This window comes from Lysinibacillus sp. FSL K6-1151 (assembly GCF_038630755.1).
GTDB lineage: Bacteria > Bacillota > Bacilli > Bacillales_A > Planococcaceae > Lysinibacillus > Lysinibacillus fusiformis_D.
Genome location: NZ_CP152040.1, coordinates 2,669,858 through 2,685,487, shown reverse-complemented (window position 1 = coordinate 2,685,487; position 15,630 = coordinate 2,669,858). Strand labels below are relative to the sequence as shown.

At 40.0% G+C, this 15,630-nt stretch carries 18 protein-coding genes; 11 read left to right on the top strand and 7 right to left on the bottom strand.

What is annotated here, in order from left to right:
* Window positions 1-23 precede the first annotated feature (23 nt).
* From MHI04_RS12955 to MHI04_RS12945, 3 genes are all read left to right on the top strand, one after another.
* On the top strand, window positions 24-854 hold the full coding sequence (locus MHI04_RS12955; protein ID WP_342534904.1) for a CbrC family protein: 831 nt from the start codon (window positions 24-26) through the stop codon (window positions 852-854).
* Window positions 855-877: 23 nt separating this feature from the next.
* A complete protein-coding gene (locus tag MHI04_RS12950; RefSeq protein WP_101966747.1) occupies window positions 878-1,984 on the top strand; it encodes a PA2928 family protein in 1,107 nt (368 codons plus the stop codon).
* Between the two features lie 136 nt (window positions 1,985-2,120).
* Entirely contained in the window at window positions 2,121-2,411 is a 291-nt protein-coding gene (locus MHI04_RS12945; protein ID WP_036126901.1) for a hypothetical protein, read from the top strand.
* 48 nt (window positions 2,412-2,459) lie between these two features.
* Here MHI04_RS12945 and MHI04_RS12940 read toward each other — a convergent pair whose 3' ends face one another.
* Genes MHI04_RS12940 through fdhF form a run of 3 tightly spaced genes read right to left on the bottom strand, consistent with a single transcriptional unit; the run spans window position 2,460 to window position 6,939 of the window.
* Window positions 2,460-3,506, bottom strand: coding sequence for an Mrp/NBP35 family ATP-binding protein (locus MHI04_RS12940; RefSeq protein WP_058844572.1), 1,047 nt, complete (start codon window positions 3,504-3,506; stop codon window positions 2,460-2,462).
* 12 nt (window positions 3,507-3,518) lie between these two features.
* Window positions 3,519-3,998: a DUF1641 domain-containing protein gene (locus MHI04_RS12935; RefSeq protein ID WP_036120656.1), complete on the bottom strand. Its 480-nt coding sequence runs from the start codon at window positions 3,996-3,998 to the stop codon at window positions 3,519-3,521.
* Between the two features lie 4 nt (window positions 3,999-4,002).
* A complete protein-coding gene (gene fdhF / locus MHI04_RS12930) occupies window positions 4,003-6,939 on the bottom strand; it encodes a formate dehydrogenase subunit alpha (protein WP_089932618.1) in 2,937 nt (978 codons plus the stop codon).
* 576 nt (window positions 6,940-7,515) lie between these two features.
* Between fdhF and MHI04_RS12925 the strand changes: the two genes are divergently transcribed.
* The 3 genes from MHI04_RS12925 to moaA are packed head-to-tail and all read left to right on the top strand — an operon-like array spanning window position 7,516 to window position 9,711.
* Window positions 7,516-7,863: a DUF2294 domain-containing protein gene (locus MHI04_RS12925; protein WP_036120650.1), complete on the top strand. Its 348-nt coding sequence runs from the start codon at window positions 7,516-7,518 to the stop codon at window positions 7,861-7,863.
* Between the two features lie 12 nt (window positions 7,864-7,875).
* Window positions 7,876-8,694, top strand: coding sequence for a formate dehydrogenase accessory sulfurtransferase FdhD (fdhD, locus tag MHI04_RS12920; protein WP_342534903.1), 819 nt, complete (start codon window positions 7,876-7,878; stop codon window positions 8,692-8,694).
* Window positions 8,695-9,711, top strand: coding sequence for a GTP 3',8-cyclase MoaA (gene moaA, locus MHI04_RS12915; protein WP_036120644.1), 1,017 nt, complete (start codon window positions 8,695-8,697; stop codon window positions 9,709-9,711).
* Between the two features lie 49 nt (window positions 9,712-9,760).
* Here the strand turns inward: moaA and moaC are convergent, their stop codons facing one another.
* The 3 genes from moaC to MHI04_RS12900 are packed head-to-tail and all read right to left on the bottom strand — an operon-like array spanning window position 9,761 to window position 11,317.
* A complete protein-coding gene (moaC, locus tag MHI04_RS12910; RefSeq protein ID WP_036120641.1) occupies window positions 9,761-10,243 on the bottom strand; it encodes a cyclic pyranopterin monophosphate synthase MoaC in 483 nt (160 codons plus the stop codon).
* Window positions 10,236-10,826 carry a molybdenum cofactor guanylyltransferase gene (locus MHI04_RS12905; protein ID WP_036120637.1) on the bottom strand — a complete coding sequence of 197 codons (591 nt, stop codon included), beginning with the start codon at window positions 10,824-10,826 and terminating at the stop codon, window positions 10,236-10,238. Before MHI04_RS12905 ends, moaC begins: the two co-directional genes overlap by 8 nt.
* Window positions 10,823-11,317 carry a MogA/MoaB family molybdenum cofactor biosynthesis protein gene (locus MHI04_RS12900; protein WP_036120634.1) on the bottom strand — a complete coding sequence of 165 codons (495 nt, stop codon included), beginning with the start codon at window positions 11,315-11,317 and terminating at the stop codon, window positions 10,823-10,825. The genes MHI04_RS12905 and MHI04_RS12900 overlap by 4 nt, the downstream gene beginning before the upstream one ends.
* Before the next feature lie 108 nt (window positions 11,318-11,425).
* On the opposite strand from MHI04_RS12900, the gene MHI04_RS12895 reads away from it, so the two are divergent.
* Genes MHI04_RS12895 through moaD form a run of 5 tightly spaced genes read left to right on the top strand, consistent with a single transcriptional unit; the run spans window position 11,426 to window position 14,935 of the window.
* On the top strand, window positions 11,426-12,442 hold the full coding sequence (locus tag MHI04_RS12895) for a thiazole biosynthesis adenylyltransferase ThiF (RefSeq protein ID WP_036120630.1): 1,017 nt from the start codon (window positions 11,426-11,428) through the stop codon (window positions 12,440-12,442).
* A 16-nt stretch (window positions 12,443-12,458) separates the two neighbouring features.
* A complete protein-coding gene (glp, locus tag MHI04_RS12890; protein ID WP_304438528.1) occupies window positions 12,459-13,745 on the top strand; it encodes a gephyrin-like molybdotransferase Glp in 1,287 nt (428 codons plus the stop codon).
* Window positions 13,709-14,233: a molybdopterin-guanine dinucleotide biosynthesis protein B gene (gene mobB, locus MHI04_RS12885; protein ID WP_230593784.1), complete on the top strand. Its 525-nt coding sequence runs from the start codon at window positions 13,709-13,711 to the stop codon at window positions 14,231-14,233. The genes glp and mobB overlap by 37 nt, the downstream gene beginning before the upstream one ends.
* Window positions 14,230-14,709 (top strand): molybdenum cofactor biosynthesis protein MoaE, encoded by a 480-nt coding sequence (locus MHI04_RS12880; protein WP_058844577.1) that lies wholly within the window; start codon window positions 14,230-14,232, stop codon window positions 14,707-14,709. The genes mobB and MHI04_RS12880 overlap by 4 nt, the downstream gene beginning before the upstream one ends.
* A complete protein-coding gene (gene moaD / locus MHI04_RS12875; RefSeq protein ID WP_141903735.1) occupies window positions 14,702-14,935 on the top strand; it encodes a molybdopterin converting factor subunit 1 in 234 nt (77 codons plus the stop codon). The genes MHI04_RS12880 and moaD overlap by 8 nt, the downstream gene beginning before the upstream one ends.
* Before the next feature lie 36 nt (window positions 14,936-14,971).
* Here moaD and modB read toward each other — a convergent pair whose 3' ends face one another.
* A complete protein-coding gene (gene modB / locus MHI04_RS12870) occupies window positions 14,972-15,628 on the bottom strand; it encodes a molybdate ABC transporter permease subunit (RefSeq protein ID WP_342534902.1) in 657 nt (218 codons plus the stop codon).
* Window positions 15,629-15,630: the final 2 nt, after the last annotated feature.

Genomic DNA, 15,630 nt, shown 5'->3' with positions numbered 1-15,630 from the left:
AGTGAGAAGGAGGTCTATTTTTTATGACAATTGCTGAGGAATGGCATGAGCTAAGACAAAAATTTCATCCTTCAGATCCGATAACGATTAATCAGATGCATGTTTTCAAAGAGCGATTAAAGCAGGAGCAGCAAACGGAAGAAACGTTAAGGCTACTAGTAGAAGTCTATTGCTTGCTTAGGATGTACCTAGAGGCTTATCGGCTTTTTACGACCATTATGAATAAAGCTGATAAAAAAGATCGAAAAAAATATGGTGTTCTGCAAACCTACATAAATCAACCAAATTTGGTGAATTCTCTGCTACCACGAAAAATAAGGGACCAACAGCCAACTCAAACAATCATTCCAACCTTTAAATATGTTCCTAAACCGCTAGAGGCGAAAATTTTTGAAACAGGTGAAATCGTTGTCTGTGACTGCTGTCAACAGCAAGTGGATGTCTATTACACAGGAGGTATTTACGCTATTGAGGATGTAGATTATCTTTGTCCTTCTTGCATCCACAGTGGAGAGGCTGCCCAAAAATATGATGGCTCTTTCCAGCAAGATTTAATGGATGATGAACAGGTTACTAACCCTGCCTTTGTACAAGAAATTCTCTATCGAACGCCCGGCTACGTAAGCTGGCAGGGCAATAATTGGGTAGCTCATTGTTCGGACTATTGTGCGTTTATCGGCTATGTTGGCTGGAGTGATATAGTGGAGCTAGGTATCGAGGATCAATTTGATAATTATACAGGCTTTCCGAAAGAGGAGCTTTCAGCATCGTTAATGAACAATGGTCATCATCAAGGCTATTTATTTCAGTGCTTGGAATGTGACCGTTATGTGCTCTATTCAGATTTTAGTTAATCGCTGTTAGAGGAGGTAGAGAGGTGGAACAATTTCTTCAACGATATACGTATTCATGGCGTTTGAATGGCTGGCTGATGCATGATATTTTTTTATGTATCGTGTTAGGATTAGGATTTTTACTGTTATTGTTTATCGTCATTAAACGTAAAAGCCTTGTTATTTCTAGCATTTTACTAGTTGTATTTATAGTGGTTAGCAATCTAGTCATGATTGTTTTTGGCTTAGCGGGGAGAAGCTTTCCTATAAAATCTGATTCGCCCATTTATACAGATGATTCACAACACATTGCTGTCCAAATGGTGCAGGGCTCTGAAAATAATGGAACATCGAACGGCATTACGCATTTGATTGCTCATTATCTCATTGTGGCTGTGAATTTAGAGACAGGTGAAAAGCAATGGACAAAATCAGCTTCCCATAAAGATACATTGATTGGGAATTTTATGGGTGGTCTTCTTGTTCATCATCGTGATGATGAGTTTGGTCAATTGTCACTGTTAGATATAGCAACAGGAAAGGAAATACTTTCTGAGCAAGAATTTCGTCAGCAATATCAGCCATTAATAGATAAATTAAGTAATGGTGCACATCAGATGGTTATTTTACAAAATAATTTATATTTGGAGGGTGTCGATGGCAAATTCTATCACTTTGATGGTGAAACTTTAAGTGAGAACCCAAAAGCTCAAGATTTCCTAACAGCTCGTTTCTTCATTGAGACAGGGTTGCCTGGATATTTTGCCACACACCCACAGTCTGTAGAGGACTATCAGGTAATTCAAGATTTTAGTCAGGCTGTTCTAACAGAGCCTGCCATTCAAGCCTACCAAAATTTAGAACCTAAAGTGATTGATGTGGATATCGCAAAAAAAACAGCTCTCGTGTCTTATCGTCAAACACAGCGGGAAAGTGCTGACCATATGGTTTTGTTTTATGATATGAATAATCATCAAGTATTGTGGGAAGAAAATATAGGTGTTATCAATCCTGACCAACAACAACCTGGTATACGTACATTAGAGGAGACCTATGTTATTCAAGCAGGTGACAGATTATTAGTATTGGATAAAGAAACGAAAAATAGGAATGTTCAATATCATCTGCGGTGGAATCGACCTATTGATTAGTGGCGAATGCCAATGTTTATCCTTTTGACAACAAGTTAAAACCATCTATTTGAAAAAACTGTTCATTTTTCGATTCTGTAAAAAAGGAGTATAATTTAATAGGAAGAAACTCTATGTAAAAGGATGACGTACAAACATGAATGAGCAATTAGTGGATTGGATTATACGCTTTCAAAGGGATAAAGATATTGAAGCACTCGCCCATTTAAAAGACTATTGTTATGAGATGATTGAGCCTTTGATTGAGGAATTTACTATGAAATATGGTGAAGAGGCAGGGGAGCTCCTGCATTTAAAATGGGATAAACGGTTTTATTTTATTTTTACGAAATATCAGGTCAATGTTGGACTACCTTTAGATACCTTTGTTCAAAATACGTACCGTTTTTATTTCATGCAAGTGTTAAAAAAGGCAGGCTATTTGTGACAGAAAAATCCCTTGATTTGTGTAAAAGCAAATCAAGGGATTTTTGTTTTATTGGTAAAGCAAATCTTCTGCTAGGTTAGTAAATATCTCACCGATAATCGTTTCTTCCTCATATACTGATGAGCCTGTATTTTCTTCAGGTTGAGCAAAAGGAACATGGGCGATTACTTGTGTTTGCAGTAAATCTGCTAACTGATCGGCTCCACCTTGTCCAAACAGATAGTTTTTTTGACCATCTGCTCCTTCAAAATAAGCCATGTTTTCAACAACACCAAGAATAGTATGTTTCGTATGTTGAGCCATCAAGCCTGCACGGGATGCGACGTGAGAAGCAGCAAGATGTGGTGTTGTTACAATGATTTCCTGTGCCTGAGGAATCATGGCTGCCATATCAATGGCCACATCGCCTGTCCCTGGTGGTAAATCTATCAGAAGATAGTCCAAGTCTCCCCATAATGTGTTGACAAGGAAATTGCGAATCCATTTGTTGAGCATGGGGCCACGCCACATAACAGGCTGGTTGTCATTGGTAAAAAAGCCCATCGACATTAATTTAACCCCATGACTTTCTACTGGAATAGCTGTTTGGTCAAGCATAGTAGGTTTTTGGTCAATATTCATCATAGCAGGAATACTAAAGCCATAGATATCCGCATCAAGTATTCCTACCCGTTTGCCGAGACGGGCAAGGGCGACTGCTAAATTAATGGTCACAGTCGATTTCCCAACACCGCCCTTACCACTTGTGATGGCAATGAATTGCACACCAGAATTAAGCAGTAGCATATTCGGCATTCCTTGCTCTGTCACATTTTTCGCTTGTAGAGACGCAGTTAATGTGCGACGTTCCTGATCTGTCATAGCCCCAAAGGTAATGGCAACACTGGAGGCACCAATCGCTTGTAATGCTTTTTCCACATCATGCTGGATCTTCGCTTTTAAAGGACAACCTGGAATGGTTAAAATAATATCCAGCGATAGATGGGTGCCGTTTATTTGAATATTACGCACCATATTCAATTTGACGATACTCTGATGAAGCTCTGGATCTTCTACTTGTTGTAATGCGTTGATAACATCTTCTTTTACTAACATGTCGGAACCACCTTATTCTTTTAAGCCTTTGCCAAGTCCCTTTAAGAAATGGACTCCAAAATTGAGCGCACGATTGACATCTGGATCATTTAACATTTTCATAAGCTTAAAGGCACTTACTTTTTCATTGGATTCAAGTGCTTTGCTCGCTTCATCTACACCTGAATTTAAGCCGTCAATTAGCTTAGTCGTTGTTTCTGGATTGAGCTCCGTCAATGCTCCTGCAACGCCCATTAAATTATTAATAATATTGGTTACAGGCTTACGAGTTAATTGTCCAAGTGCAATATGGGCCACATTCTCTTTCGCTTCTAGTAGCTTCATTGCTGCTTCTAGTGCACCTATATCATTCAATTCAGCCATAATACTAAACACTTGATTAACGGCTTCTTCATTATCAGAAAGCAGTTCTTTTAGATTGTCTAATTTTTGTTCCTTTAGTTGTTCTTCCGTCAATTGTTGTTTTTTAATGCTTGTAATAGGTACAGCCATGCTCTCACTCTCTTTCGTTAATAGTTGTTAAGTGAACGTAGCCAGGACGATTCCATTTCCGATGAACCTCAACACCATTTTGAGGATGACGTTTTTTATAGCGTGGGTTCGTACGAGGAAGTGGTGATTTTCCTTTTGCTTTTAGCACTTCAACTCGTACTTTTGTTTGTTTATAAGCTGGTGTTGATGTATTCACATCTGCTGCAGGGCCCGTTAAGAAGTTGATAGCTGAATCTTTATTAACGGAGTTCATCGGTAAAAATAATTCGTTTCCTTGCACGCGATCTGTGACAAGAGCATTTAGCTTTAATGCACCATAAGGAGATACTAAACGAAGTAAGGCTCCATCTGCAATACCTCGTTCCTTCGCCAGTTCCGGTGATACTTCAACGAAAATATCAGGTACTTTCGATTGAATACCTTTCGATTTATTTGTTAGATTTCCCTCATGGAAGTGTTCAAGCATACGACCATTATTAATAAGACAATCGTACTGTGCCTCATATTCCACAGGTTGCACCCAATCATTTAAAGCAAAACGAGCTTTTTTATCAGGGAAATTGAAACCATCTTCATATAGTAAAGGTGTATCTTTACCATCATGGCTACCCCAGCAGAAGCTACCCCAGCCTTCTAAGACATCATAGTTGGCTTGTGAGAAGAGGGGGGACAGGCTAGCCATTTCATCAAAGATGTCACTTGGATGATCATAATGCCAATCTGCTCCTAAACGACGAGCAACCGCTTGCAAGATTTCCCAATCTGCTTTCGATTCACCAAGTGTTGGTAATACTTGATAGAGGCGTTGAACACGACGTTCTGTATTCGTGAATGTACCTTCTTTTTCAAGGGAAGGCGCAGCAGGTAAAATAACATCTGCATATTGTGCTGTACGTGATAGGAAACAATCTTGGACAACAAAAAAGTCTAGTTGTGAAAGCACCTCATCTACATGGTTGGCATTACAATCAACAAGCGCCATATCTTCGCCCACTAAATACATGGCTTTCATTTTACCTTCCATAATCGCATCTAACATTTGCATATTAGTTCGACCTGGTTGCGACTGAATTGGGACACCGTAAGCTTTTTCGAATTTTGCACGCGCTGCCTCATCTGTTACCTTTTGATAACCTGGCAAGAGAGTTGGTAGTGTACCCATATCACAGGCACCTTGCACATTGTTATGACCACGAAGAGGGTAGGCACCCGCACCTGGACGACGATAGTTCCCAGTTGCTAAAAGTAAATTTGAAATCGCTGCGGATGTATAAGAGCCACCAGTATTTTGTGTTACACCCATGCCCCAAAGCACACATGTACCATCTGCATCACGAATCATTTCAGCCACTTCGATCAATGTTTCTTTACTAATACCCGTCATTTCTTGCGCATAATCAAGTGTATATGTTTCAAGTACTTGTTTAAAATCATCATAATGAAGGACGTTTTCTTGAATAAAGGCTTCATCGTGCCAACCTTGGTCAATGATATATTTGGTAACGGCCATTAACCAAACTTGGTCAGTACCTTGCTTCGGACGCATAAAGATGTCAGAACGCTCAGCCATTTCATGTTTACGAATATCCGCAACAATTAATTTCTGACCATGTAATTTATGTGCACGTTTCACACGTGTTGCTAAAACAGGGTGTCCTTCAGCCGGGTTAGCCCCAACAATGATGACAAGACCAGCCTTGGCAATATCTTTGATAGTACCCGCGTCACCACCTAAACCTACTGTACGTAATAAACCGTCAGTAGCAGGGGATTGACAATAACGGGAACAATTATCGACATCATTTGTTCCAAATAACTGACGTGCCATTTTTTGAATTAAGTAATTCTCTTCATTTGTAATTTTAGAAGATGAGATAAAGCCGACAGAACCAGGACCAAATTGCTGCTGAATACCACCAAGCTTTGTGGCAATTAAATCGAGTGCCTCATCCCATGATGATTCAACAAATTCATTATTTTTACGAATAAGAGGTTTAGTAATTCGTTCCTCAGAATTAACGAAGTCCCAACCAAATTTCCCTTTGACACAAGTAGAAATTGCGTTAACGGGACCTTCGGAAGGTTGTACTTTTAAAATTTTACGGTCTTTTGTCCAAACTTCGAATGAACAACCTACACCACAGAAAGTACATACTGTTTTTGTTTTTCTAGTACGTTTACTACGCATAGCTGCTTCCACTTCAGAAACGGCAAAAATACCGCTATAGCCCGGTTCAACTTCCTTAATTAAACTGATCATTGGATCTAACATATCCTGTTTCAGACCAGTCATAAATCCAGCCTCTCCAAGCATGGATTTTTCCATTAAGGCATTACATGGACAAACGGTTACACATTGACCGCAACTTACACAGGAAGAATCATTAATTGCTACGCCAGTATCCCATATGACGCGTGGTCTTTCGGCTTCCCAATCGAGGGATAATGTTTCATTCACCTGTAAATTTTGACAAACCTCTACACATTGACCACAAGCGATACATTGGTTAGGGTCATATCGATAAAACGGGTGTGACATGTCCACTTCATGAGGTTCCACTTTCGGTTGGTAAGGATATTTTTGATGCTCGATTTCCATCATTTCAGCCGTGTTGTGTAATGCACAATTTCCATTGTTATTATCACAAACTGTACAGTACAGTAAATGATTTTCGAGTAGACGATCCATCGCTTCTGTTTGTGCTGCTTTTGCTTTGTCAGAAGTTAATAAAACATTCATGCCGTCTACTGCCTTTGTGGAGCAGGAACGAACTAATTGACCGTTCACCTCCACGATACATGTATCACATGTTTCGATTGGATCAACAGCAGGCACATGACAGATCTGTGGATGTGGAATGTCATGCTGATTAATGGTATCAAGGATTGTAGCTCCTTCTTTTACATCATACGATACGCCATTAATATTAATTTGAGTCAAGATAACTTCCTCCTTTTGCACTTTGAGACTAATCGGACAACATGTTGCAGCTTAAGACAAAAAGGGAATAACAAATCGAGTTGGTTATTTTTGAAAAGATTGTCTTGTTATCATTGTAATTCCCAATTGTTCTTGAAGCTACCTCAAAATAGGCAAATTGCTAGATCATAACAAGTTATCCATGTCTCGGTTTTTAAAAAAAATAAAAAATCCACCATGAAATAACATGTCCAAGACATGCTAATGATTCATGGTGGATAAAATTCTTAGCAGGCCTTGCTAAAAACTCAATCTACTTTTATTTTTTAATAACAATAGAATTTAAATATTAAAAACACTATGCAACATCGTGACATAGGGATCAAAATAAATCAATTCCATTTGTGATATGAATATTATAGCTCTTTCCTTCAAAATGAACAATATTTATCATAAAATTTATTAAATGAGAATTATTATCAAAAAGTATTTTCTCTTTTATTTTTTTAAAAGTTGCTATATCATTAACAAACTGTAAGGGTGACCCTCATAACCATTTACCTAAAAAAGTTTAATTACGATGGGAGAATCGTTGCTATGTCTAAAAAAATACACGAATTTAATGACATGATTCGAAAGTTACGCAAGGAAGTATTTGGTAAAGGACCTGAACGTATTCATACCGTTTTTGTCGAGAATATGGCTGTATCTACTTTATACGGTAATATCACACCGACAGAAAAATTTATTGCCAGTACACCAGAAGGGTTAAAAATGGTGCATGCTGCAAGGACGAGTATGATTCAGGATTTATATACGCAATCACCACCAGAGGGTATGGAAGAATTGATGGGCAGCAAACTACTCCACCTATTTTCAGATATTAAAATTGAAGAGGATTTTGCGATTTCCGTCTTTGTTTTTGAAAAGAATATCAGTGAATAAAGGGGATGCCTTATGGAGCGAGCAATAACAAGGAAAATTGTGCGAGTTGAAGGACAGCAAGTGAAAGAAATGGATGATTTAATCGTCTCAGAATACGCGGTGACCGTAAAAATTAATCAGCAAGAATTTGTCACGATGGTATGTACACCAGAGTATGTAGAAGATATGGTCATCGGCTATTTAGCTTCTGAACGAGTGATTCGTAGCTTTGAGGATATTGAGGAAATTTGGCACCAAGAAAAAGAAGGCTTTGTGCATATTAAAACAAAGCATGTCAATCCTTATTATCAGCAGACGCAAAACAAACGCTATATTACCTCTTGCTGTGGGATGAGTCGACAAGGATTTGTTTTTACGAATGATGCATTAGCAGCAAAAAAAATGGAAGACATTCAGGTGCAAATGTCGACTGAGGATTGCTTCCGTTTAATGCATGCGATGCAGGATGGTGCCGACATTTTTAAGAAAACGGGTGGTGTGCATAATGCTGCACTATGTGATGTCAATGGCATTGTGTTAAGTCGTATGGATATTGGACGCCACAATGCTTTAGATAAAATTTACGGCTATTGCTTACGCAATAACATCCGTATGCAAGATAAAATAATTGTTTTTAGCGGACGAATATCGTCGGAGATTTTACTCAAAGTCTCCAAAATAGGCTGTGCCATTGTGCTGTCTAAATCAGCTCCAACTGAATTAGCCTTGCAATTGGCTGAGCAGCTTGGCATTACGACGGTAGGCTTTATCCGACAGCATTCATTGAATATTTATACACATCCACACCGCATCCTATTACCAGCTCAGAATGTACTGAAAGAAGGAGATTAAATGACGAATCTACAAGACCAATTACACAGACCGTTAAGAGATTTAAGAATATCCGTAACAGATCGCTGTAATTTTCGTTGCCGCTATTGTATGCCAGCTGAGGTATTTGGTCCAGATTATGCATTTTTACCGTCTGATAAAATATTAAATTTTGATGAGATAGAACGATTAGTAAAAATCTTTGTTTCATTAGGCGTGAAAAAGGTGCGAATTACGGGCGGCGAGCCATTGCTACGTCGTGATTTGCCCGAATTAATTGCCCGTATTCACCATATAGAGGGTGTAGAAGATATTGCTTTAACAACCAATGGCTCTTTATTAAAAAAATATGCACAGCCATTGGCACAAGCAGGCTTATCTCGAGTCTCAGTTAGTCTAGATTCACTTGATGAAGAACGTTTTTTCGAGATGAATGGTCATCGGGGCAAGGTATTGCCGGTGTTAGAGGGAATTGAAAAGGCAGCAGAAGCGGGTTTACAAGTAAAAATTAATATGGTTGTTCAAAAAGGCAAGAATGACCAAGACATTGTTACAATGGCTCAATTTTTTAAAGAAAAACAGCATATTTTACGCTTTATTGAATATATGGATGTAGGGAATTCGAACGGTTGGCGTTTAGATGATGTGGTGTCCAAAAAAGATATCATTGAGCATATCCATCAGTTTTCTCCATTACAGCCAGTGGCTCCAAATTACAGGGGGGAAGTGGCAACGCGCTTTCAATATCAAGATGCACAAGGTGAGGTTGGTGTGATTTCGTCTGTGACAGATTCTTTCTGCTCCAATTGCTCCCGTGCTCGTCTCTCAGCAGAAGGATCATTATACACTTGTTTATTTGCAACTGAAGGCACTGATTTAAGAGAGCTGTTACGATCAGGGCAAGATGATGCAGCCATCATCAAATGTATTACGAACGTTTGGGAAACAAGAAATGATCGTTATTCAGATGAACGCAATGAACAAACAATGGCAAAAAGGAAAAATTCAAAAATTGAAATGTCTCACATTGGGGGGTAGTGTGTAAAAAAACAGAAAAAATCGGCAAAACGATGCCGAATTTTTCTGTTTATTTATGCACAAAGGTGCCACTTTTTCCACCTGTTTTTTCAACAAGATAGGTTTCTTTAATGACCATTGTTTTATCAACGGCTTTGCACATATCATAAAAAGTTAAGGCAGCAATCGACACAGCAGTAAGGGCTTCCATTTCAACACCAGTTTTCCCACTACATTTGACAGTGGCTTGAATATGGAGCTCATAGCCATTCTCCGCCTTTTCATAGTCAAACTGGAAATCTGTGCCCTGTAGCATGATAGGGTGGCACATAGGAATGATATCGGCCGTTTTTTTAGCACCCATAATCCCTGCAATTTGAGCAACTTGCGTCGGATCACCTTTTTTAATGCCACCTTGTTGGATGGCTTCATAGACTGCATCCGATAAAATAATCGTACTGCGAGCAATAGCTGTACGTGTCGTGATTTCTTTTGCAGATATATCGACCATTTTAGGACGACCTTCTTCGTTCCAATGTGTAAAATTATTCATCGTTAAACTCCTTTTTAGTCGTTTGTGACCAATCTTGTTGTGCGTTGATATTGACAAATGTTGGGCTATTGTCATCAAAAGGAACGTAGCAAACACGAATTTGCTCTAACAGCACTTTCATACTTCGCTTGTTTTGTTCCGTTAATTGCTTTGCCCTTGGTAAAGCTGTACGTCGATATAATGCCGCCAATGGTTGATCCCGTAGCGCTTGCGTAGGAACAATAGCATCATAGGCGTCATCAATCAGCCCTACTATTTTTTTGATAAAATTGGCATTCATATAAGGCATATCGCTCGCTACGACAAAAAACCATTCCACATCAGGGTAGGCTGTCATGATAGAATGCAAAGCAAAAAGTGGGCCTTGATGTGGCTGCTTTTCGATGATCCATTGGACGTTTTCCTGCCCAAATTGATGTTGTAAGTGCGCGTTCGTAGCAATAATGATAGGATCTAGCCGATTTTTTTGCAAGGCTGTGAGACTATGTTTATATAAAGGCTGCCCAGCAAACAGCTCAAACATTTTAGGCTGACCATAGCGAGAGGATTGACCACCAGCTAATACAACTCCAGCAATTTTCATAGGCGATTCAACTCACCGACAAAATGTTGGACAGTAGGAAGAATGAGCTTCATCATAGCCAATGTCACCGCATTTGTAGAACCTGGTAAAACATAAATAGCGGTTTGCTGACGGCTTCCAGCAGTGGCTCGACTAAACATTGCTTTTGGGCCAATTTCTTCATAGCTGAGAGTTCGAAATAATTCACCAAACCCCATCATTTCTTTTTCAAAAAGAGGCAGAATGGTGTCGTAGGTTTGGTCTCTTGGTGTAAATCCTGTTCCACCCGTGACGATAATGGTATTGATTGTGTGATCACTGCACCATTTCTTGATATGATTGGCAATATCCAGTGGTTCATCCTTTGTTAGCTGGTAGTCGACTACTTCAAATGTAGCTTCTTGAAGTAAGGATTGAATGCGCTGACCAGCATGATCATCTGCTTTAGTGCGTGTATCACTGACCGTTAAAACAGCTACTTGGATTAGTTGCTGTTGATGTGTGGGATGCACAGTAAAAGACCTCCTTCAAACGTATTTTGCTGAAAAACATTGCTTTTATTATAATGCTATAAATGAAAAGGTCAAACGAAAATTCAAAGAAAGAAAGGCCTCATACTTATGCAAAATAGATATTCTAGACAACAATTATTTCATCCCATCGGACAAACAGGGCAGCAGTCCATTCAACAAAAACACGTCCTAATCATTGGTGTAGGTGCATTAGGGAGTGCTAGCGCAGAAGCACTTGTGCGCGCTGGTATTGGCAAGCTGACTCTCATTGATCGTGATTACGTAGAGTGGAGTAATTTACAAAGACAGCAACTATATACAGAGCTAGATGCACAAGAAAAAATGCCAAAAGTCATCGCAGCTAAAACAAGACTTCACAGCATCAACTCAGAGATAGAAATCAATACTGCTATTATGGACGCTTGTACAGAGTCCTTGCTGCCATTATTAGAAGATGTCGATGTGATGGTCGATGCAACCGATAATTTTGATGTCCGTTTTCTCATGAATGACCTTGCACAAAAGTCTCGTATTCCCTGGGTATATGGTTCTTGCGTTGGTAGTTATGGTGCGACCTATACGATTGTACCAGGCAAAACACCATGTTTGCATTGCTTGTTACATGTCATGCCACATACAGGAATGACTTGTGATACGGTAGGTATTATTAGCCCAACAGTTCAAATCGTTGCAGCTTATCAAGTGGCAGAGGTTTTAAAATTGCTCGTTGGTGATGAGAAAGCCTTGCGAAAAAGCTATTTAACGTTTGATGTTTGGCAAAATCAACACTATGAAATCAATGTGGAAAAAATACGGCAAGCTGATTGTCCATCTTGTGGCAATCAACCAACATACCCTTATTTATCCTATGAAAATCAAACTAAATTACAGATACTTTGTGGACGAGACGCAGTACAAATACGCCCTCCGAAGCCAATTCACTATTCGTTCGAGCAGTTGGCAAATCAGCTTCGTCCCTATGGTGAAATTCAGGTAAATCCTTATTTGCTTTCCTGCCAAGCTGATGATTACCGAATTGTGATTTTCCAGGATGGGCGCGTAGTGATACATGGTATACAAAATATAGAAAAAGCGAAAAGCATTTATTATCGTTTATTAGGATAAAGGAGTGTGCCAAATGATAGAAAAAAGACAACCAATCCCTGTGGCAGAAGCGGTTCATCGTGTAATGGACTATGCCTTCCCAGCAAAAAAAGAGCTTGTACCATTAACACAGGCCCATGGACGTTTTATAGCAGAAGCTGTTCGAGCTGATCATGATGTGCCCGCATTTGATCGTTCTCCTTATGATGGTTACGCTATTCGCTCCATTGATAGTAAAGAAGCCTCCGCAGAACATCCAGTCCGCTTTCAGGTTGTGGGGGAAATTGGCGCAGGCTATGTCTATGACGAAGTAGTTGGTCATAGACAAGCTGTCCGCATTATGACAGGTGCGCCAATCCCACAAGGGTGTGATGCAGTAGTCATGCTAGAATTAACCCATACTTTCGAAGAAAATCAACAAATGTGTATGTCGATTAAACGGAATTTTGAAGCGGGGACCAACATTTCGTATAAAGGGGAAGATGTGCAGCAAGGCGCTGTTCTCATTGAAAAAGGTCAATATATTAATCCAGGGGTGATGGCCTTACTCGCTACTTTTGGTTATGAACAAGTACCTGTTTTTCGTAAAACAGTCATTGGTGTGATGGCCACTGGTAGCGAATTACTAGATCCCGGTGAACCTTTACAGCCAGGCAAAATTCGCAATAGTAATGCGTATATGATGATGGCTCAAATTGAGCGCGCTGGAGCAGAAGTTAAATATTTTGGCAAGTTTAGCGATGATCTTGAATTATGTATTGAGAATGTTGAAAAAGCTTTACAGGAAGTTGATATGTTAATTACAACGGGTGGCGTTTCCGTTGGGGATTACGATTACTTACCAGCCATTTATGAAGCGATAAATGCAAAGGTATTGTTTAACAAAGTGGCAATGCGCCCAGGTAGTGTGACTACAGTAGCTGCTCGAGAGGGACAATTATTATTTGGACTTTCTGGAAATCCTTCAGCTTGCTATGTTGGCTTTGAGCTGTTTGTACGTCCGATTATTCGCACTGCCTACAGTAATTCACAGCCCCATTTACGTAGAGAGCAAGCTATTTTAGGTAAGGATTTCACAAAGGCTAATCCATTTACACGCTTTGTAAGAGCACATGCTTATTATGAAAAAGGTCAGTTAGTGGCTGTGCCATCTGGTTTTGATAAGTCGAGTGCAGTTTCCTCTTTAGCATCAGCTAATGCGTTCATCGTCTTACCAGGTGGCTCGCGTGGCTATGAAAAAGGCATGTCAGTAACGGTCTTATTGTTAGAAGATTTGCAAGGAAGTGAGTGGCCTTGGGACAACATCGAAAAATCTTACAGATAGTTGGCTATCAAAATAGTGGTAAGACGACATTGATGGAGCAATTGATTAAGAGAGCGACAACGGAAGGGTTAAGAGTAGGAACCATCAAGCATCATGGTCACGGTGGTGTGCCGATGATAGAAGCTTCGAAGGATAGTAGTCGACATGAGCTGGCAGGTGCGAGTGTCACAGCAGTGGAGGGGGAGGGTACTTTACGTATGAGTATTCAGCAAAATAGCTGGCAACTGTCTCAAATACTTGCGCTTTATGCGTCCCTTCCAATGGATATCATTCTGGTTGAAGGGTATAAAAATGAACATTATCCGAAGGTTGTGCTTGTACGAACTGCACAGGATCAAGCTTTATTACAGCAAGTATCTCAGATCATTTGTGTGCTCTATTGGCCAAGTTATCCACTGGATTCCTCACCCACTGTCCCAGCCTTTTCGATACATGAAGAAGCGCAATATATGGAGTTTTTATGGAAGGAAATGAGGAGAGAATCATGACGACAGCGTTATTTGAAATTATCAATAAACCCATTGATGTAGAGGAAGTTAGACAAAAGGTTCTGAGTCGAAATGCTGGAGCCATTACACTGTTCATTGGCACCGTGCGTGAAATCACAAATGGTAAAAAAACATTGCACTTGGAATATCAAGCTTATCCTGCGATGGCCATTAAAATGTTTGAACAAATTGCGCAGGAAATACAAGAGCAGTGGCCAGAAGCGAAAGTAGCCATTACCCATCGTGTAGGTCATTTAGATATTGCTGATATTGCTGTAGTCATTGCCGTATCATCACCACATCGTAAAGTCGCTTACATGGCGAATGAGTATGCGATTGACCGTATTAAGCAAATTGTGCCAATATGGAAAAAAGAGCATTGGGAGGACGGTACGGAATGGATTGGCGATCAATTAGAAAATGTCCCCTATCCGCAAGGGGAACCAGGCATTCAGAAGGAGGAAAATCGTGATTAATATCTTATTATTTGCTCACTTGCAGGAAGCAGTTGGTGCGCCTAAGCTAACTGTAGAGCTGTCAGATGTGACAGTGGCTGAATTGAAAGAGTGGATGGAACAGCACTATCCACAGCTATCATTACAGCAAATGATGACAGCGATTAATGAGGAATTTGCAACGGATACAACGATCATTAAGTCTGGTGACACAATCGCTTTTATTCCACCTATCAGTGGGGGATGAGAAAAAGAGGTAGTTGGTTCAATCCAACTACCTCTTTTATACTTTTAGAAGATGAATGCTAAGTAGCAAAAGGAAGGAAATAGCCATCATGCACAAAACCCATGTCCAGGCAAGGGTCATGTTACCCGCATCAAGCGCCATATAAATAGCGAGCGGTGTTGTTTGTGTTTTCCCTGGAATATTCCCCGCAAACATTAAGGTAGCCCCAAATTCACCTAAAGCTCGAGTGAAGCTTAAAATCCCGCCAGACACGAGTGCCTTTAATGCAAGAGGAATTGATACAAAAAGAAAGACCTGCCGTTCATTAGCCCCATCCACACGTGCCGCATGTTCAATATCGCGATCAACAGAGGCAAAGCCTGTTTTAGCCGATTGATACATTAATGGAAAGGCAACAATGGTAGAAGCGATAACCGCCGCCCACCATGTGAACATGACGGGCTGATCGAATAGCCAAATAATAAAATTTCCTAATAGACTATTTTTCCCGAAAATGACGATGAGCAGGAAGCCTACTACAGTAGGAGGTAATACTAAGGGTAACAATAATACGGTTTCTAGTACTAGCTTGCCTTTAAAATGGTGGGTTGCCATCCATTTGCCCATGAAAATACCTGCTATGATCGCGATAATGCCTGCGACGAAGGCAATCTCAATGGAAAGTCTAAGTGGAGACCAGAAATCGGTACTCATTT